Origin of the sequence: Pseudomonas sp. B10(2017), assembly GCF_002113295.1 — a bacterium.
Lineage (GTDB): Bacteria > Pseudomonadota > Gammaproteobacteria > Pseudomonadales > Pseudomonadaceae > Aquipseudomonas > Aquipseudomonas pudica.
Genome location: NZ_NEJU01000003.1, coordinates 338,608 through 363,468 on the forward strand (window position 1 = coordinate 338,608; position 24,861 = coordinate 363,468).

Below are 24,861 nucleotides of genomic sequence, written 5' to 3' on the forward strand. Positions count from 1 at the left end.
GAGCGGGTTCACCCGCGAATGCGATAGTGGACTCACCGCCGCATTCGCGGGTAAACCCGCTCCCACAGGGTCACATGTCCCCTTTTCGTCCGAGCTGAACCATGAGACTGTCCCGCTTTTTCATCGACGCCCCCCTGAGCCTTGGCGAGCACGACCTGCCCGAAGCCCAGGCCCACTACATCGGCCGCGTATTGCGCATGGCACCCGGCGACCCCGTGCAGTTGTTCGACGGCAGTGGCCAGGAATACCGCGGCCAGTTGCTCGAAGTGGGCAAGAAAGCCGTGCGCGTCAGCCTCGACCAGGCCCTCGCTGGCCAAGCCGATTCACCACTGCACGTGCACCTCGGCCAAGGCCTGTCCCGTGGCGAGCGCATGGACTGGGCAGTCCAGAAAGCCACCGAACTGGGCGCCAACGAAATCACCCCGATCGTGAGCGAACGCTGCGAAGTGCGGCTGAAGGACGAGCGCGCCGACAAGCGCCTGGCCCACTGGCGCCAGGTGGCGATCAGCGCCTGTGAACAATGCGGCCGCTCGACCTTGCCGGTCATCCACCCGCCAGTGACCCTGGCTGAATGGCTGAACACCGCCAAGGCCGACCTGAAACTGGTCCTGCACCCGGTGGCCGAACCGCTCACCAGCCACGCCAAGCCTGCTACCCTGGCCTTCCTCATCGGCCCCGAGGGCGGCCTGAGCGAGGCGGAGGTCGACCAGGCCAAGGCTGCCGGCTTCCATGCAGCACGCCTGGGCCCACGCGTGCTGCGCACCGAAACCGCACCGGTGGTGGCATTGTCGGTGGCGCAGCAACTGTGGGGCGACTTTTAACTAACGCACGTAGAACGACACCGCCACGAAGTGCATGAGGCTGCCGGCGATCACGAACAGATGCCAGATGCCATGCCAGTGGCGGAAGCGGCTGTCGAAGGCGAAGAAGATGATGCCGACGGTATAGAACACCCCGCCGGCGGCCAACCAGGCAAAGCCTGCGCTGCCGAGCGAGTGCAGCAATGGCTTGACCGCCACCAGCACGATCCAGCCCATCACCGCATAGATGATGATCGACAGGATGCGCGCCTCGGATCGCGGCTTGATCTCCTGCAGCATGCCGATCACCGCCAGCCCCCAGACCACCCCGAACAGGCTCCAGCCCCAGGGGCCGCGCAGGCTGACCAGGCAGAATGGCGTGTAGCTGCCGGCGATCAGCAGGTAGATCGACAGGTGATCGAGCTTGCGCATGATCACCTTCGCCCGCCCGCGAGTGCTGTGGTACAGGGTAGAAATGCTGTACAGCAACAACAATGTGCTGCCGTAGATGGAGAAACTGACGATCTTCCACGGGTCGCCCTGCAGGCCCGCGACCACGATCAGCCAGATGGCACCGATACAGGCCAGGACGGCACCGACCAGGTGGGTCCAGGCGTTGAAGCGTTCACCGTAGTACATGCAAACACAGACCTCCTGAGGTGGGCTGGGTTCCTGCGTCGCTCTGTTCCGGCCTCTTCGCGGGTGAACCCGCGAAGAGGCCCTATGGCTTACATCCTACCCAAAGTCAGGTTGCAGTTCCGCGTCACGCACCAGCCGTTCCAGCCCGACCAGGTCCGGCACCCGCGCCACTTGCTCGCCCACCTGCACTGCCGCCAGCTCCAGCCGGCCCAGCGCCACGTCCACGTAGTTCAGTTGGCTGTCGAGCTTGCACGAGCGCGGTATGTCTTGCAGCAACAACGCCAGGTAGCGCAGGCCGGTATCACCCAGGGCATTGAGCACCACCACGCGGGCCCGCTCGCCGCAGGGTGTCTCGCCACCGCACGCGGCTTCGAAGCCGATCAGCGGCAGGCGCTGCTGGCGCCAGTCGATCCAGCCCAGGTGCCAGGCCGGCTCGCCGCGTTGACACACTAGGTTGCGCTGGCCACTCAGTTCGGCCACCGCCACGTTGGGCAACACCAAGGTACGGTCGCCCAACGGCAGCAATAGCCCGGTCAGGCTGCTGCGCTGGCCGGCGATCAGTTCAAGCATGGGTCTGGCTCCAGTGGGCAATGCTCTGCAACAGGACCGACTCCTGATAAGGCTTGCCCAGGTATTCGTTGACGCCGATGGCCATCGCTCGGTCGCGGTGCTTCTGCCCGGTGCGCGAGGTGATCATGATGATCGGCAAGTCTTTCAGCCGCTCGTCACGGCGGATGCGTGTGGCCACCTCGAAGCCGTCCATGCGCGGCATCTCGATGTCCAGCAGCAGCACATCGGGGCGGTGCTCTTCCAACAGGGCCATGGCATCAACCCCGTCCTTGGCCGTCAGCACGCTCATGCCGTGCCGTTCCAGCAGGCGGCTGGTGACCTTGCGCACGGTCACCGAATCGTCCACCACCATTACCAGCAACGCCCGCCGTGGCGCCGGGCCGAACACTTGGCGCCGGGCCGCACCATCGCCCGGCAGGCGCGCCAGGCGCCGCTGCTGGCCACGCAACTGGCCCAGCAGGTCGAGAATCAATACCACCCGGCCATCGCCCAGCAGCGTCGCCCCCGACAACCCGGCAACCGCGGCAAACTGCGGCCCCAGGCTCTTCACCACGATCTCGCGGCTGGGCGACAGGCTGTCGGCCTGGATGGCGAACGATTGCTCCTGGGAATGCACCAGCAACACCGGCAGCGGCACGCTCTGCCCGAGCAATGCCGGGCGTGGCATGCCCTGCAGCAGTTCACCCAGGTAGCGCAGCTCGTATTCGTGGCCGGCGTACACATAACGCGGGGCATCCAGCTGGTAGCACGCCGCCAGTTCGGCCGGCGGCACGCGGACGATGCCCTCGATGGTGTTCAGCGGAATGGCGTACTGCTCTTCGCCCAGATGCACCATCAGCGCACGGTTGACCGACACGGTGAACGGCAGGCGGATCAGGAAGCGCGCGCCCTTGCCCTGGGCCGACTCGATACTCATCGAGCCGCCCAGTTGCTTGACCTCCTCATGTACCACGTCCATGCCCAGGCCACGCCCGGAGATCTGGGTGATCTTCTCGGCAGTGGAAAAGCCCGGGCGCAAGATGAACTGGAGGATTTCGTGATCGCTCAGTTGCGCCTGCGGGTCCAGCAGGCCGCGTTTGATGGCCTTGCGGCGCACCGCTTCCAGTGGCACGCCGGCACCGTCGTCGGTCATTTCGATTACGATGTCCGCGCCTTCGTGCAGCAGATTCAGGTGAATGGTGCCCTGCTCCGGCTTGCCGGCGGCCAGGCGCATTTCGCGGCTTTCCAGGCCATGGTCGACGGCGTTGCGCAGCATGTGCTCCAGCGGCGCCACCATACGTTCGAGCACGCTGCGGTCCAGTTCGCCCTCGGCATTGCCGACCACCAGCTCCACCTGCTTGCCCAGCTCGCTGGCCACCTGCCGTACCACACGCTGCAAGCGCGGCACCAGGCGCTCGAAGGGCACCATCAGGGTGGCGGTCAGGCCTTCCTGCAACTGGCTGTTCACCCGCGCCTGCTGCTGCAGCAGGCTGTAGGCCTCCTGGGCGCGCTGTGCCAGGGTTTCCTTGAGGTCCAGCAAATCCGAGGCGGACTCGAACAGGGCCCGCGACAGCTGCTGCAGTTGCGAGTGGCGGTCCATTTCCAGCGGGTCGAAGTCGTCATACGCATCACCTTCGAACTGCTGCCGGCTGGATATCCGCCCTTGGGTCTCGATGTCCAGGCGCAGCAACTGGTCGCGCATGCGCTCGAGGGTGGTTTCCATCTCGTTGAGGGTGAACTGCGCATCGTTGACCTGCTGCTCGATGCGCCCACGGATGATCGAGTGCTCACCGGCCAGGTTGCCCAGGTCGTCGAGCAGCTCGGCATCGACCTTGACCATGTCGCCCGGCGCCCGCTCCGGTGCCACCGCCGGCGCCTCACTGGTCGCGGCCTCGACCGCCCCCTGGCCGGCGGCGCTATCGGCCAGGGCCGAGAAGCTGAAGTTGCGGATGTAGTCGATCAGCGCGGTGGCGGCATGCAACGGCTGCCCCAGGCGCACGGCATCGAGCATGTGCGCCAGGCGGTCATGGCAGTTCTGCAGCAAGGCGAACAATGGTGCGCTAGGCGGCATACGGCCAGCGGCCAGCAGCTCGTAGAGAAACTCCAGCTCGTGGGCCAGGTCGCCGATCGGCGCAATTTCGACCATGCGCGCCACACCCTTGAGGGTGTGCAGGTCGCGCATCAGGTTGTCCACCTCCACACTGTTGCGCGGGTCGGCCTGCCAACGCGCCAGTGCTGCGGCGGCACTCTCGACGATGTCCGAGCTTTCTTCGAGGAAGACTTCCAGCAGCTCTTCGCCTGGGCTTTCCGGCTCTTCGATCAGCGGCTCGGCCACAGCAGGCAGCAAAGGGTGGTGCGCCGGCCCCAGGCCAAGGGTATCGGCCAGGTCCATGTCCGGGTGCAGCGGCGTGACCGTGTCGATGCCCACCAGGCCGGTAGCCTCCGGAGCCAGGGCCTGGCCCAGCAGGTGGCGCAGGCTGTCGACCAGCTCCGGCCTTGGTGGGATGTCCTGCCCGGCCGCCACTTCGTCGAGCATGTCCAGCAGGGCCTCATGGGCCCGTTGCACGTGGGCGAAGAAACGCGCATCGGCGGGCAGGCTGCCCTCCTCCACGGCGCCGTACAGGTCGAGCAAGGCCTCGCACACGTCATCCATCTGCCACAGGTCGGCCGAGTGTGCTGCGTGGCCCAAGGTGGTCAGTTCGTCGAGCAGCGTGTCCAGCGCATCGCGCTGGCCGGGCTGTTCCTGCCAGCGCGACAGCAACGATTCGGCATCCAGCAGGATATCCATGGCCTGGGCCAGGAAACTGGCAATCAACTGCGGATCGCGCTTGCTGCGCCGCTGATGCTGCGAGTCGTCATGCAAGCTGGCCAAGTGCGCGTCCACCGCCTGGCCAACCTGCTCGATCAGCTCCGCGGCACCAGGGATGGCCGCCAGCGGCGTACTATCGAGTTGCGCCAGGCCCAGGTGGAACAGCGAGCGAGCAGCTTCCAGCCATTCGATCTCGGCCATTTGCAGAGGCAGTTGGTGGCCTTTGTATTCACGTGCCAGGCGATCGAAGGCGGTGGCCAGTTCAGCGACCGGCATCACCCCGGCCATGGCGGCACTGCCCTTGAGCGTATGCAGGGCGCGCTGCAGGCCATCGCTGACCTGCGTATCGTGGCCGTCGGCGCCCTGCAGGAAAGCATCCAGGCTGGCCAGGTGGCCCTGCGCCTCGCTACGGAAAATGTCGAGCAATTGCGGGTCGAGACCATCGATGTCGGCTGCCACCGGGGCATCGTTTTCGGCCAGAGCATGCAGGTGCCCGGCCAGCTCCTCGATTTCCGTCAGTTGCGGTAACTGGCCTGCGGCAAAGTCGGCGAGCAGGTCCGGCAGGTAGACGAATACCTGCTGCAGGGCCACAACGCCTTCAGGGCCGAGCACGCTGCGGCCCTCGAGTACCCGGTTCAGCAGGTGTTCGGCGCCCCAGGCCAGTTCGGCCACCGCCTCGGCATGCACCATGCGGCCGCTGCCCTTGAGCGTATGCAAGGCACGGCGCACTTCTCCCAATGCCTCGCGCTGCTGGTTGTCGGCACGCCAGCGCAGCCAGTGGCGCTCGATTTCCGGCAGCAGCTCACCGGCCTCGTCGAGGAACACTTCACGCAACTCGTCATCGATGCCATCAGCGCTGCCATCGCGGCCCGCGGTGGCCTCGACCAGCGCGCAGTGCACCCCCAGCGCCGCAAGGCTGGCGCGCGCCATGTCGATGAAGGGCTGGCCATCCGCCAATGGGTCCGCCACCCGCCATTGCAGGTAGCATTCGGCGGCGCTCAGGGCCTCGGCCAGGTGCGTCAGCTCATCGGCTGGCGGCTCCATCTCCAGGTGCTGCAGCCAGCGCTGCACATAGCTGGCGCAACCGGCGAACAGCTCGGCCACGGCTGGTAGCATCAACATCGCCAGCGCACCGCGAATCTGCTGCAACAGCCCTGGCAAGGGTTGCAGGCGTTGCCGCGGCCAGCCGGACTCCAGGCAATCGCCGATCAGATCCTTGGCCTGCTGCAGTACGTTCAGCGACTCGTTCAACACCAGTTGGCGGATCTCGGCCAGGTCCGAGCCCGGCAGGCCGCCCTGGCCGTTTTCCTCCAGCGGGCCGACCATGCCGTTGAGCGTAGCCTCCACGTACAGCAAGGCCCCTGCTACATCCATCAACACCGCGTCGTCCACGGCCCGCTCGCCCTGGGCCAGGGCCTGCAGCGCCAGCACCTGGTCGATGATCACCCGGCGTGGCTGCTGGAAGCCCAGCACTGCCAGGGTGTCGGCCACGTGGCGCAGGGGCGCCAGCAGTGCATCGAGCTGCTCGCTGTTCTGGCGGTCGCCACGCACGAACTGGTCCAGCCGCTCCTTGATGCGCATCAGGTCGTCGCACAGCGCGGTCACCACCGAGCGCAGGGCATCGCGGCCAGGCCCTGCCTGCAGCTGCTCGCGCCAGTTGCCCAGCGACAGGTCGAGGTTGGCCAGGTCGTCGGCACCGGCAAAGCGTTGGGCGGCGCCGCTGATCAGGCTGGCCTGGGCCAATGGCTCCTCGCCACGGCAGGCACGCAGTTGGTTGAGCAGCGGCAGCATCACCAGAGGCAGGTCGTGGCGGGCGCCGCGCAGGCGCTCCAGGTACGACGGCAATTGCTCCAGGCCGCGGAACAACGCGCCCAGGCAATCACCGCGGGGGCTGACCTGGCCATCGGCCAGGGCCTTGGCGAACAGTTCCAGTTCTTCGGCCAGGCGCGTGGCGCCGCGCAGTTCGAGCATGCGCAGGCAGCCGTGCACCTGGTGCAGGTTGTCGACCACGAATGCCAGCATCGACAGGTCGCCAGGCTCGCCGGCAAAGCGCTCCAGCGCCTGGCGCGCCTGGCCCAGGCAGTCGAGGATGGCGGCCTTGGTCCAGGCCAGCGCCACCGTGTCGTGGCGCTCGGGGCTTACTGGTGCTACAGCCATGGGCACTCCTCGGCGCGGCTCTTCAGCAGGACCATTCACTTGGGCTCTGCTGGTGGCGGCAGGGTGAATCCGGACACCGAACGGCGCATCTCGCTGGCCATGCGTGCCAGGTGGCGGATGCTGTCGGCGGTGGCGCCGGAACCGGCGGAGGTCTGCGCGGTAATCTGCTGGATGACCGCCATGGTGTGGGATATCTGCCCGGCAGACGAAGTCTGCAGCTGGGCGGCATCGGAGATGCTGTGGATAAGATCGGCGAGGTTCTGCGATACGCCTTCGATCTCGGCCAGCGCCACCCCGGCATCCTGGGCCAGGCGGGCACCGCGCACCACTTCGGCGGTGGTCTGCTCCATGGAAATGACCGCCTCGTTGGTGTCGGCCTGGATGGTGCGCACCAGCGCCTCGATCTGCCGGGTGGCCGACGACGAGCGCTCGGCCAGGCGCTGCACTTCGTCGGCAACCACGGCGAACCCACGGCCAGCCTCGCCGGCCAACGAGGCCTGAATCGCCGCGTTGAGCGCGAGAATGTTGGTTTGGTCGGCAATGTCGTCAATCAGGCTGACGATATCGCCGATTTCCTGGGAAGACTCACCGAGGCGCTTGATGCGTTTGGCGGTGTCCTGGATCTGCTCGCGAATGTTGTCCATGCCGTTGATGGTGTTGTGCACCACCTCGTTGCCCTTGTTGGCGATCGCCACCGAGCGTTCGGCCACCTTGGCCGACTCGTAGGCGTGTGCCGAAACCCGGTCTATCGACTCGACCATGTCGCCTACCGCCTCGGATGCCTCGCTGATCTGCTCGGCCTGGTGTTCGGAGGCCTTGGCCAGCTGGCGTGCAGTGTTCTGTGTGTCCTGCACGGCGGCAGCGACCTGCACGGCGCTGTGGTTGATGGTGGCGACCAGGTCGCGCAGTTGGTCCACGGAATAGTTGATCGAATCGGCAATGGCGCCGGTGAAGTCTTCGGTCACCGATACGGTCACGGTCAGGTCGCCGTCAGCCAGCTCTTCGATTTCGTCGAGCAGGCGCATGATCGCCTGCTGGTTGCGTTCGTTCTTTTCCGCTGTCTCACGCAGCTGGCGGTTGGTGGTGCGCACCATCACCAGGCCGATGAGGATGATCGAAGCCAGCGCCAGCAGGCCCAGCACATAGCCGCCGACAGTGTCGAGGGTGCGCCCGCCGGCCAAGTTTTCGAAACCGTTGGCCAGGTGCGAGGCCTCGTCGAGCAGGGTTTGCGACAGGCTGAAGATGTTGCCGGCAGCCTCGCGCACCCGGAACAGTTCCGGCGAGGTTTCGAGGATTTCATCCACCGAGCCGGCAACGAACTGGAACAGCTCGGCAATTTCGGCCAGGCGCGCACGAGCGTCGGCGTCTTCGACACGGGTCACCTGGATCGCCGCGTTGCCACTGAGCATGCCCTCGAGCACCTGGCCGAAGCGCCCGGCATCGCGGCCGAAGGCGTCGGCCGCCTGGGCCGCGGCGTCGTCACCGGCCAGCACGGTGTTGACCGAGCCGAGAATGCGTTCGGCCAGCAGCAGCTGACGCTGGGCTACCGCCACCTGGCTGGCCGGGGCGCCGCTCTGCAGCAGGATTTCGACCACTTTCTCGTATTCCACCTGCAACTGCGGCACGGTCTCGGCCAGGGTCGCCGCCACCTGGTGCAGCGACAGCACCGTCTGCTCGCTGGCCAGGATGGTGTCGGTGTTCTTGCGCAGGTTTTCCCAGTCGCGGCGTACCGCCTCCATCTCGTCACGCACCGTGGGCGGCGCGGGTGGCAGGCCGGTGGACTTGTCACCTTCACGCAGGTAGCCCCAGCGCCGCTCGAAATCGTTGCGCGCGTCCGACAGCAGTTTGAAGGCCAGGGCCTTGCCGGTGGCGGCTTCCGTGGCGTTCTTGGCGATGCGCTGCGACAGCACCCGCAGTTCGCCGGCGTGGCCGATGTACTGCTTGTCGTAGTTGGACTGGGTATTCAGGTAGGCAAAGTTGGCGAACAGCAGGATGATCGACAGGATCAGGATCAGGAACAACAAGGTGATCTGCGCGATGCTGCGGGTACGCGGGGTCACGGTGGTGACGGGGGTGACAGGCTTGTTCACGTTCGCAGGTCCTATAACGCCACATCGAGAAAGCCCGGCGCCTGGGCCAGGGCGAAGGGGCTGAAGATCGCCCAGTTGCGTTCACGCGGGAAGTGCCCCTGCACGAAAGGTGCAGCGGCGCGGATCAGCGGCTGTGGTGGCGACAGCTGCAGGCTGTCGAGGGCAAAGTGCTGCAGGCCCAGCACCTCGTCCACCAGCAGGCCGACGAACAGGTCCTCGTGGTCCAGCACCAGCACCCGCCGCTGCTTGCCCGGGGCGGCGTGGCCCAGGCCGAAGAAGCTGCTCAGGTCCATCACCGGCAACAGCCGGCCGCGCAGGTTGGCTACCCCGCACACCCACGGCTGCACGCCGGGCACGCGGCTGCTGCGCGGTTCGCGCAGCACCTCGGCAACCTCGCCCATGGGCGCGACGAACCATTGCCCGGCAATACGAAAGCCGATGCCGCTCCACTGTTGCAGGCGGTTGTCCTGCGGCGGCTGGTCGGCGACCAGCAGGCGGCAGCGCCGGTCAATGTCCAGCAACAACTCGAAGGCGGTCAGCGACGCGCCCTGCGGGCGGGTGGTCAAGCCCCGAGCACTTCTTTGAGCTTGGCGATCAACGCGTCCTCTTCCACCGGTTTGGTCAGGAAGTCACGAGCGCCCTGGCGCGTGGCCCAGATACGGTCGGTTTCCTGGTCCTTGGTGGTGACCACGATCACCGGGATGGCGCTGGTTTCCGGGTCCTTGCTGAGCTGGCGGGTGGCCTGGAAGCCGTTCATGCCGGGCATGACGATGTCCATCAGCACTGCGTCGGGCCTTTCCTGCCTGGCCAGGGCCACGCCATCGGCACCGTTGTTGGCCTTGAGCACCTGGTAGCCGTGCTTTTCCAGCCATTCGGTCAATCGGTACATCTCTGTCGGCGAGTCGTCGACAATCAGAACTCGGGCCATACTGGTTCCCCATCAGGAAAGAAAGACCGTGCCATGGCGGGGCTCGGTCAGGGTGCGTGTTGTTGGGCTGCGGCAAAACCGGGCACGTGGGCGCGGATCGCGTCGAGCAGTTCTTCCTTGCTGAACGGTTTGGTCAGGAACTGGTCGGAGCCGACCACCCGGCCGCGGGCCTTGTCGAACAGGCCGTCACGTGACGACAGCAGAATGACCGGGGTGTCCTTGAAGGCACTGTTGTGCTTGATTACCGCGCAGGTCTGGTAGCCGTCCAGGCGCGGCATCAACACATCGACGAAGATGATGCTGGGCTGGTGGTCGACGATCTTGGCCAGGGCATCGAAGCCATCACTGGCGGTGATCACCTCGCAGCCCGCTTCACCGAGCAACATCTGCGCGGTGCGGCGGATCGTGCGCGAATCGTCGATCACCATCACCTTCAGGGGTTGTTCCATCACTTGGGCTACCGTCGCTGCTTATGCCGAATTCCTGGGGCCGCTTCGCGCCCCTATCGCGACACAAGGCCGCTCCTACAAGGGACCGCAATCTCCTGTAGGAGCGGCCTTGCGTCGCGATAGGGCTGCGCAGCAGCCGCAAAGGCCTGTTGTATAGCGCTATGACTGGCATTTTTAGCACACTCCGGGTGGCCGTTCCATCTGCGGAGCCCCTTGACCGGCGGCGCTCACGGCGCCACCCTGAGCCACTTTTCTTTCGATCCATCGCGGCCACGCGCCGCCAAGAGGAACCACCCCATGAGCGTTCGCCTCGGCATTGTCATGGACCCCATCGCGTCCATCTCCTACAAGAAGGACAGCTCGCTGGCCATGTTGCTGGCCGCACAGGCGCGCGGCTGGAGCCTGTTCTACATGGAACAGCGCGACATGTACCTGGGCGCCGGCCAGGCGCGTGCGCAGATGCGCCCGCTGAAAGTGTTCGCCGACCCGGCCCGCTGGTTCGAGCTGGGCGATGAGCAGGACAGCGCGCTGGCCGAGCTGGACGTGATCCTGATGCGCAAGGACCCGCCCTTCGACATGGAATTCGTCTACAGCACCTACCTGCTGGAGCAGGCCGAGCGCGAAGGCGTGCTGGTGGTCAACCGCCCGCAGAGCCTGCGCGACTGCAACGAAAAACTGTTCGCCACCCAGTTCCCGCAGTGCATGGCGCCGACTCTGGTCAGCCGCCGTGTCGACATCCTGCGCGAGTTCGCCAACAGCCGCGGTGACGTGATCCTCAAGCCGCTGGACGGCATGGGCGGCGCCTCGGTGTTCCGCCACCGCAAGGACGACCCGAACCTGTCGGTGATTCTGGAAACCCTGACCCAGCACGGCAACCAGCAGATCATGGCGCAGGAATACCTGCCGCAGATCGTCGACGGCGACAAGCGCATCCTGATGATCGACGGCGAGCCGGTGGACTACTGCCTGGCGCGTATCCCGGCCAGCGGCGAGACCCGTGGCAACCTGGCCGCCGGCGGCCGTGGCGAGGCACGCCCGCTGACCGACCGCGACCGCTGGATCGCCGCCCAGGTCGGCCCGACCCTGCGCGAGAAGGGCCTGATGTTCGTGGGCCTGGACGTGATCGGCGACTACCTCACCGAAATCAATGTCACCAGCCCCACCTGCATCCGCGAGATCGATGCCGCCTACAACACCGATATCGGCGGGAAATTGATGGATGCCATTGATCGCCAGCTGAAGGCGCGCTGACCGCCGACGCACGGCAACAACCCAGAGTGGGGTATGATGCGGGTCCTTTTGGCCTGGCCTGCTACCCCGCCCTGCGGTTGCTGGAAACCTGATGACGCTGCCCGCTGACATCCCCGCCGACCTGCTTCCCCCCCGTGTTCGCCCGGTGGACCGGCTCGGCTTTACCCTGTTCCTGGCCGCCCTGGTGCACCTGGCGCTGATCCTTGGCGTCGGCTTCAGCGTGGTCAAGCCTGCCGAAATCCGCCACACCATGGACATCACCCTGGCCACCTTCAAGAGCGAGAAACCGCCGGAGAAGGCCGATTTCCAGGCCCAGGCCAACCAGCAGGGCAGCGGCACCCTAGACAAGAAAGCGGTGCCCAAGACCACCGAACTGGCACCGTTCCAGGACAGCAAGATCAACAAGATCACCCCGCCACCCGCCGCGAAGCCCGAGGTGGTACCGCCCCCTGTCCCGCAGAAGTCGGCGGTAGTGACCACGGCGCCCAAGCCACAGAAGGTCGAGCCCAAGCCCAGGGAAAGCAAGCCGCAGCCCAAGCCGGCAGCACCGGCACCGGACTTCGACAGCTCGCAGTTGTCCAGCCAGATCGCCAGCCTGGAGGCGGAGCTGTCCAACGAACAACAGATGTACGCCAAGCGCCCACGCATCCACCGGCTCAATGCTGCATCGACCATGCGCGACAAGGGTGCCTGGTACAAGGAAGAGTGGCGCAAGAAGGTCGAGCGGGTGGGCAACCTGAACTACCCCGACGAAGCGCGCCGGCAACAAATCTACGGCAACCTGCGCATGATGGTGTCGATCAACCGCGATGGCTCGCTGTACGAGGTGCTGGTGCTGGAGTCGTCCGGGCAACCGGTACTGGACCAGGCGGCGCAGCGCATCGTGCGGCTGGCGGCGCCGTTTGCGCCGTTTACCGGGGACCTGGCCGAGTTTGACCGGCTGGAGATCATCCGCACGTGGCGCTTTGCCCGTGGGGACCGTCTGTCCAGTAACTGAATCAGGGCCGCTTTGCGCCCCATCGCCGGCAAGCCAGCTCCCACAGGGATAGCACATGGCTTGAGATCGATGCGATCGGTGTGGGAGCTGGCTTGGCGGCGATGGGCTGCACAGCAGCCTCAAAACAGCCATGCCGAGCACCTTGTCAGCCTCGCCACCTGGCGCCACACTATCCCCCATGAAAACCCTCACGCCGAGCTACCTCAAGCATCAGTTCCTGATCGCCATGCCGCACATGGCCGATCCGAACTTCGCCCAGACCCTCACGTACATTGTCGAGCACAATGCCCATGGCGCCATGGGTCTGGTGGTCAACCGGCCGCAGGAGCTGAACCTGGCCGACATCCTCGAGCAGCTGCGCCCGGACGAAATGCCACCGGCCAGCACCTTGCAGGTGCCGATCTACCAAGGTGGCCCGGTACAGACCGACCGCGGCTTCGTGCTGCACAGCAGCGAATGCAGTTTCCAGGCCACCGTGGCGCTGGAGGGGCTGTCGCTGACCACTTCGCAGGATATATTGCTTGCCATCGCCGCCGGCGTAGGTCCGAAACAGAGCCTGATCACCCTGGGCTATGCCGGCTGGGAAGCGGGCCAACTGGAAGCGGAGCTTGCCGACAACGCCTGGCTCAACTGCCCGTTCGACCCGGAAATCATCTTCGGCCTGACCAGTGACCTGCGCCTGGAAGCCGCCGCCGCCAGCCTGGGGATCAACCTGAACCTGCTGACCAGCCAGGCGGGCCATGCCTGATGGCCGAACTGCACCCTGAACTGCGTCTGCTGCTGGGCTTCGACTACGGCAGCAAACAGATCGGCGTAGCCGTCGGCCAGGTGGTCACCGGCCAGGCCCGCGAGCTTTGCACCCTGAAGGCACAGAACGGCGTGCCGGACTGGGCCCAGGTGGAAAAGCTGATTGCCGAATGGAAGCCCGACGCAATCGTCGTTGGCCTGCCGCTGAACATGGACGGCACCCCCAGCGAAATGAGCGCCCGCGCAGAAAAGTTCGCCCGCCGCCTGAACGGCCGCTTCAACCTGCCCGTGCACACCCACGACGAACGCCTGACCACCTTCGAGGCCAAGGGCGAGCGCATGGCCCGTGGCGGCCAGCGCGGCAGCTACCGCGACAACCCGGTCGATGCCATCGCGGCCGCCCTGTTGCTGCAAGGCTGGCTGGAGGCCAATACCTGATCATCTTTGCCGCCGGGCCCGCCCGGCGCACCCTTCCGAGGAGCCTGCAATGAGCCTACCCGATCCAGCCGAACTGATTCGGCAGATGGCCGTCGACCTTCGCGCCCACCTGGCCCGCCGGGCAATTACCGAACCGCGCTACATCGGCATCCGCACCGGCGGCGTCTGGGTTGCCCAGGCCCTGCAGGAAGCCATGGGCGACACCAGCCCCATGGGCACTCTGGATGTGTCGTTCTATCGCGACGACTTCAGCCAGAACGGCCTGCACCCGCAAGTGCGCCCGTCCGAGCTGCCGTTCGAGGTCGAGGGCCAGCACCTGGTGCTGGTGGATGACGTGCTGATGAGCGGCCGCACGGTGCGCGCCGCGCTCAACGAACTGTTCGATTATGGCCGCCCGGCCAGCGTCACCCTGGTCTGCCTGCTGGACCTGGATGCCGGCGAACTGCCAATCCGCCCGAATGTACTCGGCGCCACCCTGTCGCTGGCCGCCCATGAACGGGTAAAATTGACCGGACCCGCACCGCTCGCCCTCGAGCGCCAGGACCTCGCCTCCGCTTCCGCCCTTTAAGAGTCCCCCGCGATGACGCCAATCGACGCCAAGCGCCCGCTGCAGCTCAATGATCAGGGCCAGCTGCGCCACTTCCTCTCGCTCGACGGTTTGCCCCGCGAACTGCTCACCGAGATCCTCGACACTGCCGACTCCTTCCTGGAAGTCGGTGCCCGGGCCGTGAAGAAAGTCCCGTTGCTGCGCGGCAAGACCGTGTGCAACGTGTTCTTCGAGAACTCCACACGTACCCGTACCACCTTCGAACTGGCGGCCCAGCGCCTGTCGGCCGACGTGATCAGCCTGAACGTGTCGACCTCCTCGACCAGCAAGGGCGAAACCTTGTTCGACACCCTGCGCAACCTCGAAGCCATGGCCGCCGACATGTTCGTGGTGCGCCACTCCGATTCCGGGGCCGCGCACTTCATCGCCGAGCACGTGTGCCCGGAAGTTGCCGTGATCAATGGCGGCGACGGCCGGCATGCGCACCCGACCCAGGGCATGCTCGACATGCTCACCATCCGCCGCCACAAGGGCAGTTTCGAGAACCTGTCGGTGGCCATCGTCGGCGACATCCTGCACTCGCGCGTGGCTCGCTCCGACATGCTGGCGCTCAAAGCCCTGGGCTGCCCGGACATTCGCGTGGTCGGCCCGAAAACCCTGATCCCGATCGGTATCGAGCAGTATGGTGTGAAGGTATACACCGACCTTGCCGAAGGCCTGAAGGACGTCGATGTGGTGATCATGCTGCGCCTGCAGCGTGAGCGCATGGCCGGTGGCCTGCTGCCCAGCGAAGGCGAGTTCTACCGCCTGTTCGGCCTGACCACCGCGCGCCTGGCCGGCGCCAAGCCCGACGCCATCGTCATGCACCCGGGCCCGATCAACCGTGGCGTGGAAATCGAGTCGGCGGTGGCCGACGGCAAGCACTCGGTGATCCTCAACCAGGTCACCTACGGTATCGCCGTGCGCATGGCCGTGCTGTCCATGGCCATGAGCGGGCAGAACGCGCAACGTCAATTCGACCAGGAGAACGCCCAGTGACCATCAGTATTCTCGGCGCCCGGGTCATCGACCCCAACAGCGGCCTGGACCAGGTCACCGACCTGCACCTGGACGGCGGCCGCGTTGCCGCCATCGGCGCCGCACCGGCCGGGTTCAGCGCCAGCCGCACGATCCAGGCTGACGGCCTGGTCGCCGCGCCCGGCCTGGTCGACCTTGGCGTGTCCCTGCGCGAGCCGGGCTACAGCCGCAAAGGCAACATCGCCAGTGAAACCCGCGCCGCCGTCGCCGGCGGTGTCACCAGCCTGTGCTGCCCACCGCAGACCAAGCCGGTGCTGGACACCTCGGCCGTGGCCGAACTGATCCTCGACCGCGCCCGCGAGGCCGCCAACAGCAAGGTCTACCCGATCGGCGCCTTGACCAAGGGCCTGGAAGGCGAGCAACTGGCCGAGCTGGTGGCCCTGCGCGACACCGGCTGCGTGGCCTTCGGCAATGGCCTGAAGGAAATCCCCAACAACCGTACCCTGGCCCGCGCCCTGGAATACGCCGCCACCTTCGACCTGACCGTGGTGTTCCACTCCCAGGACCGCGACCTGGCCCACGGTGGCCTGGCCCACGAAGGTGCCATGGCCAGCTTCCTCGGCCTGCCGGGCATCCCGGAAACCGCCGAGACCGTGGCTCTGGCGCGCAACCTGCTGCTGGTGGAACAGACCGGCGTGCGGGCGCACTTCACCCAGATCACCAGCGCCCGCGGCGCGCGGCTGATCGCCCAGGCACAGGCCCTGGGCCTGCCGGTGACCGCCGATGTGGCGCTGTATCAGCTGATTCTCACCGACGAATCGCTGCGCGAGTTCTCCAGCCTCTACCACGTGCAGCCGCCGCTGCGCACCGCCGCCGACCGCGACGGCCTGCGCGAGGCGGTGAAGTCGGGGGTGATCCAGGCGATTTCCAGCCACCACCAGCCGCACGAGCGCGACGCCAAGCTGGCCCCGTTTGGCGCCACCGAGCCGGGCATCAGCAGCGTCGAGCTGCTGTTGCCATTGGCCATGACCCTGGTGCAGGACGGCCTGCTCGACCTGCCAACCTTGCTGGCCCGCCTGAGCAGCGGCCCGGCGGCGGCCCTGCGCCTGCCGGCCGGCGAGCTGAAAGTGGGTGGCGCGGCCGACCTGGTGCTGTTCGACCCGCAAGCCTCGACCGTGGCCGGCGAGCAGTGGTTCTCGCGCGGCGAGAACTGCCCGTTCATCGGCCACTGCCTGCCGGGTGCGGTGCGTTATACCTTGGTCGATGGGCATGTCTGCCACGAGGCCTGAGTAACCCCTGTGGGAGCGGCCTTGTATCGCGATAGGGCCGCAAAGCGGCCCCAGCAATCTATGCATGATGCCGAGAACCTGGGGCCGCTGCGCGGCCCTTTCGCGACGCAAGGCCGCTCCCACATTGACCGCGTACAACCTTGAGCCTGCACCGACCATTCATCCCCCACGGTTGAAATCCTTCCCCCCACCCCCATATGAGTCTGCATCAGGCACTTTCGCCCCGCTGCGTGGAGACTCTCCCCTTGACCACCATCGTTTCTGTCCGCCGTAACGGCAAAGTCGTCATGGGCGGCGACGGCCAGGTATCCCTCGGCAACACCGTGATGAAAGGCAACGCCAAGAAGGTGCGCCGCCTGTACCACGGCCAGGTCATCGCGGGCTTCGCCGGCGCCACCGCCGATGCGTTCACCCTGTTCGAGCGCTTCGAAGGCCAGCTCGAGAAACATCAGGGCCATCTGGTCCGCGCCGCCGTGGAACTGGCCAAGGAATGGCGTACCGACCGTTCCCTGAGCCGCCTGGAAGCCATGCTGGCCGTGGCCAACAAGGACGCCTCTCTGATCATCACCGGCAACGGCGATGTGGTCGAGCCCGAAGACGGCCTGATCGCCATGGGTTCCGGCGGCGCCTACGCCCAGGCCGCAGCCCGCGCCCTGCTGAACAAGACCGACCTCTCGGCCCGTGAAATCGCCGAGACCGCCCTGAACATCGCTGGCGATATCTGCGTGTTCACCAACCACAACCTGACCATCGAGGAGCAGGACCTGGCCGACTGATCAGCTGTTCTGGCGCCTCATCCCGGTGATGGGGTTTTTCCACGCTGATTCATTCCGCCCGAGGACCATTTTCATCATGTCCATGACCCCCCGCGAGATCGTCCACGAACTCAACCGCCACATCATCGGCCAGGACGACGCCAAGCGCGCCGTGGCCATCGCCCTGCGCAACCGTTGGCGGCGCATGCAGCTCCCCGCCGAGCTGCGCACAGAAGTGACCCCGAAAAACATCCTGATGATCGGCCCCACCGGCGTCGGCAAGACCGAGATCGCCCGCCGCCTGGCCAAGCTGGCCAACGCGCCGTTCCTCAAGGTCGAAGCCACCAAGTTCACCGAAGTGGGCTACGTGGGCCGCGACGTCGAGTCGATCATCCGCGACCTGGCCGATGCCGCGCTGAAGATGCTGCGTGAGCAAGAGATCATCCGCGTGCGCCACCGCGCCGAGGACGCCGCCGAAGACCGCATCCTCGACGCCCTGCTGCCGCAGGCGCGGGTCAGCAGCTTCGCCGAGGAAGCCGCGCAGACCAGCACCGACTCCAACACCCGCCAGCTGTTCCGCAAGCGCTTGCGCGAAGGCCAGCTGGACGACAAGGAAATCGAGATCGAAGTGGCCGATGCCGTGGGCGTCGAAATTGCCGCGCCGCCCGGCATGGAAGAAATGACCAACCAGCTGCAGAGCCTGTTCGCCAACATGGGCAAAGGCAAGCGCAAGGCGCGCAAGCTGAAGGTTAAAGAAGCGCTGAAGATGGTTCGCGATGAAGAAGCGAGCCGCCTGGTCAACGAGGAAGAGCTCAAGGCCAAGGCCCTGGAAGCGGTCGAACAGCACGGCATCGTGTTCATCGACGAAATCGACAAGGTTGCCAAACGCGGTAACGTTGGCGGCGCCGACGTGTCCCGTGAAGGCGTGCAGCGCGATTTGCTGCCGCTGATCGAAGGCTGCACCGTCAACACCAAGCTGGGCATGGTCAAGACCGACCACATCCTGTTCATTGCCTCGGGTGCGTTCCATCTGAGCAAGCCGAGCGACCTGGTGCCCGAATTGCAAGGCCGCCTGCCGATCCGTGTGGAGCTCAAGGCACTGACTCCGGAAGACTTCGAGCGCATCCTGCAGGAGCCGCACGCGTCGCTGACCGAACAGTACCAGGCCCTGCTCAAGACCGAAGGCCTGAACATCGAGTTCCTCGCCGACGGCATCAAGCGCCTGGCCGAAATTGCCTACCAGGTCAACGAGAAGACCGAGAACATCGGTGCCCGCCGCCTGCACACCCTGCTCGAGCGTTTGCTCGAAGAGGTGTCGTTCAGCGCTGGCGACCTGGCCAGCACTCATGACGAAGCGCCGATCCAGATCGACGCAGCGTATGTGAACAGCCACCTGGGTGAGCTGGCGCAGAACGAAGACCTGTCGCGTTACATCCTGTAAAAACGGCGTCGACTGCTTCGCGGGCACGCCCGCTCCCACAGGATCACCACAGACCCAAAGCATGTGGTGATCCTGTGGGAGCGGGCGTGCCCGCGAAGAGGCCCTTGAATCCCTCCATCATAAGCTGGAAGCTTGCTCCATCAGCTCCCGAGAGATTCCGCCCATGGCCCGCCTGCCCACCGCCATCAACCTGCACAAAGCCTCGAAAACCCTCAGCCTCACCTACGCCCCCGGCGAGGTCTACCACTTGCCCGCCGAATTCCTGCGCGTGCACTCTCCCTCCGCCGAGGTCCAGGGCCACGGCAACCCCATCCTGCAGTTCGGCAAGATCAACGTTGGCCTCAGCGGCCTGGAGCCTGCCGGCCAATATGCACTGAAACTGACCTTCGACGATGGCCATGACAGCGGCCTGTTCACCTGGGAATACCTCGAGCAGCTGTGTCTGCGCCAGGAACAGCTGTGGGCCGAGTACCTCGACGAACTGCACAAGGCTGGGAAGTCCCGCGACCCCGCCGAGTCGGTGGTCAAACTCATGCTCTAGCGCAAGGCCTGCGGGATTTAGAGCGCATTTTCTAAAATCATCTGTTTGAATGCCTTACAGACAGCCCAGTGACGGGCTGTCTTGCGCATTACATGAAAGTCGGGTAACCAATGGGGGGTGGCAAGTTCCCTGCATCGAATTGCAGGTAGTCAGCACCCTCGCAGCACCGCTGTTCCTTATCACTGGTCACCCGAGTAGCAGTACCGGGCTCAGAACTGTGCACCCGTCACAGCAACCGGTACTCGTCTCAGGACAACGGAGCGTCGTAGATGAGTAACAAGAACAATGATGAGCTGCAGCGGCAGGCCTCGGAAAACACCCTGGGGCTGAACCCGGTCATCGGTATCCGTCGCAAGGACCTGTTGAGCTCGGCACGCACCGTGCTGCGCCAGGCCGTGCGCCAACCGCTGCACAGCGCCAAGCATGTGGCCCACTTTGGCCTGGAGCTGAAGAACGTGCTGCTGGGCAAGTCCAGCCTTGCCCCGGAAAGCGACGACCGTCGCTTCAATGACCCGGCCTGGAGCAACAACCCGCTTTACCGCCGCTACCTGCAAACCTACCTGGCCTGGCGCAAGGAGCTGCAGGACTGGATCGGCAGCAGCGACCTGTCGCCCCAGGACATCAGCCGCGGCCAGTTCGTCATCAACCTGATGACCGAAGCCATGGCCCCGACCAACACCCTGTCCAACCCGGCAGCGGTCAAACGTTTCTTCGAAACCGGCGGCAAGAGCCTGCTCGATGGCCTGTCCAACCTGGCCAAGGACCTGGTCAACAACGGTGGCATGCCCAGCCAGGTGAACATGGACGCGTTCGAAGTGGGCAAGAACCTGGGCACCAGCGAAGGTGCCGTGGTGTACCGCAACGACGTGCTGGAGCTGATCCAGTACAGCCCCATCACCGAGCAGGTGCATGCCCGACCTCTACTGGTGGTGCCACCGCAGATCAACAAGTTCTACGTATTCGACCTGAGCCCGGAAAAGAGCCTGGCGCGCTACTGCCTGCGCTCGCAGCAGCAGACCTTCATCATCAGCTGGCGCAACCCGACCAAGGCCCAGCGCGAATGGGGCCTGTCCACCTACATCGATGCCCTCAAGGAAGCGGTCGATGCGGTGCTGGCTATTACCGGCAGCAAGGACCTGAACATGCTCGGTGCCTGCTCCGGCGGCATCACCTGCACGGCATTGGTCGGCCACTATGCCGCCCTTGGCGAGAACAAGGTCAATGCCCTGACCCTGCTGGTCAGCGTGCTGGACACCACCCTGGACAACCAGGTCGCCCTGTTCGTCGACGAGCAGACCCTGGAGGCCGCCAAGCGCCACTCCTACCAGGCCGGGGTGCTCGAAGGCAGCGAGATGGCCAAGGTGTTCGCCTGGATGCGCCCCAACGACCTGATCTGGAACTACTGGGTCAACAACTACCTGCTCGGCAACGAACCGCCGGTGTTCGACATCCTGTTCTGGAACAACGACACCACGCGCCTGCCGGCCGCCTTCCACGGCGACCTGATCGAGATGTTCAAGAGCAACCCGCTGACCCGCCCGGACGCCCTGGAAGTGTGCGGCACCCCGATCGACCTGAAGAAAGTGCCGTGCGACATCTTCAGCGTGGCCGGCACCGCAGACCACATCACCCCTTGGCAGTCCTGCTATCGCTCGGCGCACCTGTTCGGCGGCAAGATCGAATTCGTACTGTCCAACAGTGGCCATATCCAGAGCATCCTCAACCCGCCGGGCAACCCCAAGGCGCGCTTCATGACCGGCGCCGATCGCCCGGGTGACCCAGTGGCCTGGCAGGAGAACGCCACCAAGCATGCCGACTCCTGGTGGCTGCACTGGCAGAGCTGGCTGGCCGAGCGCGCCGGCGAGCTGAAGAAGGCGCCGACCCGCCTGGGCAACCGTGCCTATGCCGCAGGCGAAGCCGCCCCAGGCACCTACGTTCACGAACGTTGAGCTGCAGCGCCGTTGCCCCCTGCGGGGCTACGGTGTTCATTTCACCCCATGAGTCACGCGCATGCCGCAACCCTACATCTTCAGGACCGTCGAGCTGGACAATCAGTCCATCCGCACCGCCGTCCGCCCGGGCAAACCGCATCTGACGCCGTTGCTGATCTTCAACGGCATCGGCGCCAACCTGGAGCTGGTGTTCCCGTTCATCGAAGCACTGGACCCGGACCTGGAAGTCATTGCCTTCGATGTGCCCGGGGTCGGCGGCTCGTCCACGCCCCGCCACCCGTATCGCTTCCCCGGTTTGGCCAAACTGACGGCGCGCATGCTCGACTACCTCGACTACGGCCAGGTCAATGTCATCGGCGTGTCATGGGGCGGCGCCCTGGCCCAGCAGTTTGCCCACGATTACCCCGAGCGCTGCAAGAAGCTGGTACTGGCCGCCACTGCGGCCGGTGCGGTGATGGTGCCGGGCAAGCCCAAGGTGTTGTGGATGATGGCCAGCCCGCGGCGTTACGTGCAGCCGTCGCATGTTATCCGCATTGCGCCGATGATCTATGGCGGCGGCTTCCGGCGCGACCCGGAGCTGGCCATGCACCATGCTGCCAAGGTGCGCTCCGGCGGCAAAATGGGCTACTACTGGCAACTGTTCGCCGGGCTTGGCTGGACCAGCATCCACTGGCTGCACAAGATCCAGCAGCCTACCCTGGTGCTGGCTGGCGACGACGACCCGCTGATCCCGCTGATCAACATGCGCCTGCTGGCCTGGCGAATTCCCAATGCCCAGCTACACATTATCGACGACGGCCATCTGTTCCTGATCACCCGGGCCGAGGCCGTCGCGCCGATCATCATGAAGTTCCTTCAGCAAGAACGACAGCGCGCCGTCATGCATCCTCGCCCGGCTTCGGGTGTGTGAGGGCGATTTGGGGGCCTGTGGGAGCGGGTTCACCCGCGAAGAATCCAACTCGGTGTATGGCACCGGCTTCGCCGGTGTGCGCGGGTGAACCCGCTCCCACAGATACCCTGCTAAATCAGTAAGTATGTTTAGTCATGAGGCACCAGGTCAGGACGAGGGAGTGTTGCCATGAAAGACAAACCGGCCAAAGGAACGACAACGCTTCCCGCCACCAGCATGAACGTGCAGAACGCCATCCTCGGCCTGCGCGGTCGTGACCTGATTTCCACGCTGCGCAATGTCAGCCGCCAGAGCCTGCGCCACCCGCTGCACACCGCACATCACCTGTTGGCACTGGGGGGCCAACTGGGCCGGGTGATACTGGGGGACACACCGTTTCAGCCGAACCCGCGCGATCCGCGCTTCAACGACCCGACATGGAGCCAGAACCCGCTCTACCGGCGCGGCCTGCAGGCCTACCTGGCGTGGCAGAAACAAACTCGCCTGTGGATCGAGGAAAGTCACCTGGACGATGATGACCGGGCCCGTGCGCACTTTCTGTTCAACCTGATCAACGATGCCTTGGCTCCGAGCAACTCGCTGCTCAACCCGTTGGCAGTCAAGGAACTGTTCAACAGCGGTGGCCAAAGCCTGGTACGCGGCATGGCCCATCTGCTCGATGACCTGCGCCACAACAACGGCCTGCCACGCCAGGTCGACGAGCGCGCCTTCGAAGTGGGCGTCAACCTGGCCGCGACCGCCGGCGCCGTGGTGTTTCGCAACGAGCTGCTGGAGCTGATCCAGTACAAGCCGATGAGCGAAAAGCAGTACGCCCGGCCACTGCTGGTGGTGCCGCCACAGATCAACAAGTTCTACATCTTCGACCTCAGCGCGACCAACAGCTTTGTCCAGTACATGCTCAAGAGTGGCCTGCAGGTTTTCATGGTCAGCTGGCGCAACCCCGACCCGCGCCACCGCGAATGGGGCCTGTCCAGCTACGTGCAGGCCTTGGAAGAAGCGCTCAACGCCTGCCGGAGCATCAGTGGCAACCGCGACCCCAACCTGATGGGGGCCTGCGCCGGCGGCCTGACCATGGCCGCGCTGCAGGGCCACCTGCAAGCCAAGCACCAGCTGCGCCGGGTGCGCAGCGCCACCTACCTGGTCAGCCTGCTGGACAGCAAGTTCGAAAGCCCCGCCAGCCTGTTCGCCGACGAGCAGACCATCGAAGCCGCCAAGCGCCGCTCCTACCAGCGCGGCGTGCTGGATGGCGCCGAGGTGGCACGGATCTTCGCCTGGATGCGGCCCAACGACCTGATATGGAACTACTGGGTAAACAACTACCTGCTCGGCAAGACACCACCAGCCTTCGACATCCTGTACTGGAACGCCGACAGCACGCGCCTGCCCGCCGCGCTGCATGGCGACCTGCTGGACTTCTTCAAGCTCAACCCGCTGACCCACCCCGCCGGCCTGGAAGTGTGCGGCACCCCCATCGACCTGCAGAAGGTCGAACTGGACAGCTTCACCGTGGCCGGCAGCAACGACCACATCACCCCATGGGACGCCGTGTACCGCTCGGCCTTGCTGCTGGGCGGTGACCGGCGCTTCGTGCTGGCCAACAGCGGGCACATCCAGAGCATCATCAACCCGCCCGGCAACCCCAAGGCCTACTACCTGGCCAACCCCAAGCTGTCCAGCGACCCGCGTGCCTGGTTCCACGACGCCAAGCGCAGCGAAGGTAGCTGGTGGCCGTTGTGGCTGGAGTGGATCACACCGCGCTCCGGTCCCCTCAAGGCACCGCGCAGTGAACTGGGCAATGCCACCTACCCACCACTGGGCCCTGCGCCGGGCACCTACGTGCTGACCCGATGAGCATGCCGACTGGATGAAGACTCGCGACCGAATCCTCGAATGTGCCCTGCAGTTGTTCAACCAGCAGGGCGAACCGAACGTATCCACCCTGGAAATTGCCAACGAACTGGGTATCAGCCCCGGCAACCTCTACTACCACTTCCACGGCAAGGAGCCGTTGGTGCTGGGGCTGTTCGAGCGCTTCGAAGAAGCGCTGATGCCCTTGCTCGACCCGCCGCTGGAGGTACGCCTGGACGCCGAGGATTACTGGCTGTTCCTGCACCTGATCGTCGAACGCATGGCGCAGTACCGCTTCCTGTTCCAGGACCTGTCGAACCTGACTGGGCGCCTGCCCAAGCTGGCCCGCGGCATGCGTAGCCTGATCAACGCGCTCAAGCGCACGCTGGCGGCATTGCTGGCCAGCCTCAAGGGCCAGGGGCTGGTGGAGAGCGAGACCCAGGCGCTGGGGCAACTGGTGGAGCAGATCACTTTGACACTGATGTTCTCGCTGGATTATCAGCGGGTACTGGGGCGCGAGGGGGATGTGGGGATTGTGGTGTACCAGGTGATGATGCTGGTGGCGCCGCATTTGCAGGCTCAGGCGCGGGGGGCAGCGGAGCAGTTGGCGGTGCGCTACCTGGAGGGTTAAGCCTGACAGGAATGTATTGCAGCAGCCGACGCATTCGCGGGTGAACCCGCTCCCACAGGTACGGTGCAGTACCTGT

22 protein-coding genes are annotated in these 24,861 nt (G+C 65.4%); 15 read left to right on the plus strand and 7 right to left on the minus strand.

The annotated features are described in order from the left end of the window. The first annotated feature begins 101 nt into the window (after window positions 1-101). Complete coding sequence (locus CAF92_RS06305; protein WP_085599807.1) at window positions 102-821, plus strand: 16S rRNA (uracil(1498)-N(3))-methyltransferase; 720 nt, start codon at window positions 102-104, stop codon at window positions 819-821. On the opposite strand, the gene CAF92_RS06310 is transcribed toward CAF92_RS06305, so the two are convergent. The 7 genes from CAF92_RS06310 to CAF92_RS06340 form a co-directional block, all read right to left on the minus strand. Then, window positions 822-1,439 carry a hemolysin III family protein gene (locus CAF92_RS06310; RefSeq protein ID WP_013974522.1) on the minus strand — a complete coding sequence of 206 codons (618 nt, stop codon included), beginning with the start codon at window positions 1,437-1,439 and terminating at the stop codon, window positions 822-824. Window positions 1,440-1,535: 96 nt separating this feature from the next. Further along, window positions 1,536-2,009, minus strand: coding sequence for a chemotaxis protein CheW (locus tag CAF92_RS06315; protein WP_046613432.1), 474 nt, complete (start codon window positions 2,007-2,009; stop codon window positions 1,536-1,538). Next, window positions 2,002-6,954: an Hpt domain-containing protein gene (locus CAF92_RS06320; protein WP_085599809.1), complete on the minus strand. Its 4,953-nt coding sequence runs from the start codon at window positions 6,952-6,954 to the stop codon at window positions 2,002-2,004. Before CAF92_RS06320 ends, CAF92_RS06315 begins: the two co-directional genes overlap by 8 nt. Window positions 6,955-6,989: 35 nt before the next feature. Then, window positions 6,990-9,044: a methyl-accepting chemotaxis protein gene (locus tag CAF92_RS06325; protein WP_046613435.1), complete on the minus strand. Its 2,055-nt coding sequence runs from the start codon at window positions 9,042-9,044 to the stop codon at window positions 6,990-6,992. A gap of 11 nt (window positions 9,045-9,055) precedes the next feature. Beyond that, on the minus strand, window positions 9,056-9,610 hold the full coding sequence (locus tag CAF92_RS06330; RefSeq protein WP_003257767.1) for a chemotaxis protein CheW: 555 nt from the start codon (window positions 9,608-9,610) through the stop codon (window positions 9,056-9,058). Beyond that, window positions 9,607-9,972, minus strand: coding sequence for a twitching motility response regulator PilH (gene pilH, locus CAF92_RS06335; protein ID WP_085599811.1), 366 nt, complete (start codon window positions 9,970-9,972; stop codon window positions 9,607-9,609). Before pilH ends, CAF92_RS06330 begins: the two co-directional genes overlap by 4 nt. Before the next feature lie 47 nt (window positions 9,973-10,019). Beyond that, a complete protein-coding gene (locus tag CAF92_RS06340; protein ID WP_003257770.1) occupies window positions 10,020-10,421 on the minus strand; it encodes a PleD family two-component system response regulator in 402 nt (133 codons plus the stop codon). 297 nt (window positions 10,422-10,718) lie between these two features. Between CAF92_RS06340 and gshB the strand changes: the two genes are divergently transcribed. From gshB to CAF92_RS06415, 14 genes are all read left to right on the plus strand, one after another. Further along, a complete protein-coding gene (gene gshB, locus CAF92_RS06345; RefSeq protein ID WP_046613437.1) occupies window positions 10,719-11,672 on the plus strand; it encodes a glutathione synthase in 954 nt (317 codons plus the stop codon). Window positions 11,673-11,763: 91 nt separating this feature from the next. Beyond that, on the plus strand, window positions 11,764-12,669 hold the full coding sequence (locus tag CAF92_RS06350) for an energy transducer TonB (protein ID WP_085599813.1): 906 nt from the start codon (window positions 11,764-11,766) through the stop codon (window positions 12,667-12,669). Between the two features lie 178 nt (window positions 12,670-12,847). Continuing rightward, window positions 12,848-13,417, plus strand: coding sequence for a YqgE/AlgH family protein (locus CAF92_RS06355; RefSeq protein ID WP_015272081.1), 570 nt, complete (start codon window positions 12,848-12,850; stop codon window positions 13,415-13,417). After that, window positions 13,417-13,854, plus strand: coding sequence for a Holliday junction resolvase RuvX (gene ruvX / locus CAF92_RS06360; RefSeq protein WP_013974530.1), 438 nt, complete (start codon window positions 13,417-13,419; stop codon window positions 13,852-13,854). Before CAF92_RS06355 ends, ruvX begins: the two co-directional genes overlap by 1 nt. Window positions 13,855-13,903: 49 nt before the next feature. After that, on the plus strand, window positions 13,904-14,422 hold the full coding sequence (pyrR, locus tag CAF92_RS06365) for a bifunctional pyr operon transcriptional regulator/uracil phosphoribosyltransferase PyrR (protein ID WP_025340908.1): 519 nt from the start codon (window positions 13,904-13,906) through the stop codon (window positions 14,420-14,422). A 12-nt stretch (window positions 14,423-14,434) separates the two neighbouring features. Then, window positions 14,435-15,439 carry an aspartate carbamoyltransferase catalytic subunit gene (locus CAF92_RS06370; protein WP_046613439.1) on the plus strand — a complete coding sequence of 335 codons (1,005 nt, stop codon included), beginning with the start codon at window positions 14,435-14,437 and terminating at the stop codon, window positions 15,437-15,439. Continuing rightward, a complete protein-coding gene (locus tag CAF92_RS06375; protein WP_046613441.1) occupies window positions 15,436-16,707 on the plus strand; it encodes a dihydroorotase in 1,272 nt (423 codons plus the stop codon). Before CAF92_RS06370 ends, CAF92_RS06375 begins: the two co-directional genes overlap by 4 nt. Window positions 16,708-16,952: 245 nt before the next feature. Beyond that, entirely contained in the window at window positions 16,953-17,483 is a 531-nt protein-coding gene (hslV, locus tag CAF92_RS06380; protein WP_003249309.1) for an ATP-dependent protease subunit HslV, read from the plus strand. Between the two features lie 76 nt (window positions 17,484-17,559). Beyond that, window positions 17,560-18,903: an ATP-dependent protease ATPase subunit HslU gene (hslU, locus tag CAF92_RS06385; RefSeq protein WP_085599815.1), complete on the plus strand. Its 1,344-nt coding sequence runs from the start codon at window positions 17,560-17,562 to the stop codon at window positions 18,901-18,903. A gap of 163 nt (window positions 18,904-19,066) precedes the next feature. Next, window positions 19,067-19,444, plus strand: a complete 378-nt coding sequence (locus tag CAF92_RS06390) for a gamma-butyrobetaine hydroxylase-like domain-containing protein (protein WP_003249306.1) — start codon at window positions 19,067-19,069, stop codon at window positions 19,442-19,444. A 269-nt stretch (window positions 19,445-19,713) separates the two neighbouring features. After that, window positions 19,714-21,393 carry a class II poly(R)-hydroxyalkanoic acid synthase gene (gene phaC, locus CAF92_RS06395; protein WP_046613445.1) on the plus strand — a complete coding sequence of 560 codons (1,680 nt, stop codon included), beginning with the start codon at window positions 19,714-19,716 and terminating at the stop codon, window positions 21,391-21,393. 61 nt (window positions 21,394-21,454) lie between these two features. Next, window positions 21,455-22,306: a poly(3-hydroxyalkanoate) depolymerase gene (gene phaZ / locus CAF92_RS06400; protein WP_046613446.1), complete on the plus strand. Its 852-nt coding sequence runs from the start codon at window positions 21,455-21,457 to the stop codon at window positions 22,304-22,306. 168 nt (window positions 22,307-22,474) lie between these two features. Beyond that, the gene (phaC, locus tag CAF92_RS06410; protein ID WP_085599817.1) at window positions 22,475-24,157 is read left to right on the plus strand and encodes a class II poly(R)-hydroxyalkanoic acid synthase; all 1,683 of its coding nucleotides are present in this window, start codon (window positions 22,475-22,477) and stop codon (window positions 24,155-24,157) included. 13 nt (window positions 24,158-24,170) lie between these two features. Then, a complete protein-coding gene (locus tag CAF92_RS06415; protein ID WP_025340913.1) occupies window positions 24,171-24,785 on the plus strand; it encodes a TetR/AcrR family transcriptional regulator in 615 nt (204 codons plus the stop codon). Window positions 24,786-24,861: the final 76 nt, after the last annotated feature.

Coding starts and splice junctions, on each gene's coding strand:
- CAF92_RS06305 (WP_085599807.1), top strand. CDS start 102: ATGAGACTGTCCCGCTTTTTCATCGACGCCCCCCTGAGCCTTGGCGAG.
- CAF92_RS06310 (WP_013974522.1), bottom strand. CDS start 1,439: ATGTACTACGGTGAACGCTTCAACGCCTGGACCCACCTGGTCGGTGCC.
- CAF92_RS06315 (WP_046613432.1), bottom strand. CDS start 2,009: ATGCTTGAACTGATCGCCGGCCAGCGCAGCAGCCTGACCGGGCTATTG.
- CAF92_RS06320 (WP_085599809.1), bottom strand. CDS start 6,954: ATGGCTGTAGCACCAGTAAGCCCCGAGCGCCACGACACGGTGGCGCTG.
- pilH (WP_085599811.1), bottom strand. CDS start 9,972: ATGGCCCGAGTTCTGATTGTCGACGACTCGCCGACAGAGATGTACCGA.
- CAF92_RS06340 (WP_003257770.1), bottom strand. CDS start 10,421: ATGGAACAACCCCTGAAGGTGATGGTGATCGACGATTCGCGCACGATC.
- gshB (WP_046613437.1), top strand. CDS start 10,719: ATGAGCGTTCGCCTCGGCATTGTCATGGACCCCATCGCGTCCATCTCC.
- CAF92_RS06350 (WP_085599813.1), top strand. CDS start 11,764: ATGACGCTGCCCGCTGACATCCCCGCCGACCTGCTTCCCCCCCGTGTT.
- CAF92_RS06355 (WP_015272081.1), top strand. CDS start 12,848: ATGAAAACCCTCACGCCGAGCTACCTCAAGCATCAGTTCCTGATCGCC.
- ruvX (WP_013974530.1), top strand. CDS start 13,417: ATGGCCGAACTGCACCCTGAACTGCGTCTGCTGCTGGGCTTCGACTAC.
- pyrR (WP_025340908.1), top strand. CDS start 13,904: ATGAGCCTACCCGATCCAGCCGAACTGATTCGGCAGATGGCCGTCGAC.
- CAF92_RS06370 (WP_046613439.1), top strand. CDS start 14,435: ATGACGCCAATCGACGCCAAGCGCCCGCTGCAGCTCAATGATCAGGGC.
- hslU (WP_085599815.1), top strand. CDS start 17,560: ATGTCCATGACCCCCCGCGAGATCGTCCACGAACTCAACCGCCACATC.
- CAF92_RS06390 (WP_003249306.1), top strand. CDS start 19,067: ATGGCCCGCCTGCCCACCGCCATCAACCTGCACAAAGCCTCGAAAACC.
- phaC (WP_046613445.1), top strand. CDS start 19,714: ATGAGTAACAAGAACAATGATGAGCTGCAGCGGCAGGCCTCGGAAAAC.
- phaZ (WP_046613446.1), top strand. CDS start 21,455: ATGCCGCAACCCTACATCTTCAGGACCGTCGAGCTGGACAATCAGTCC.
- phaC (WP_085599817.1), top strand. CDS start 22,475: ATGAAAGACAAACCGGCCAAAGGAACGACAACGCTTCCCGCCACCAGC.
- CAF92_RS06415 (WP_025340913.1), top strand. CDS start 24,171: ATGAAGACTCGCGACCGAATCCTCGAATGTGCCCTGCAGTTGTTCAAC.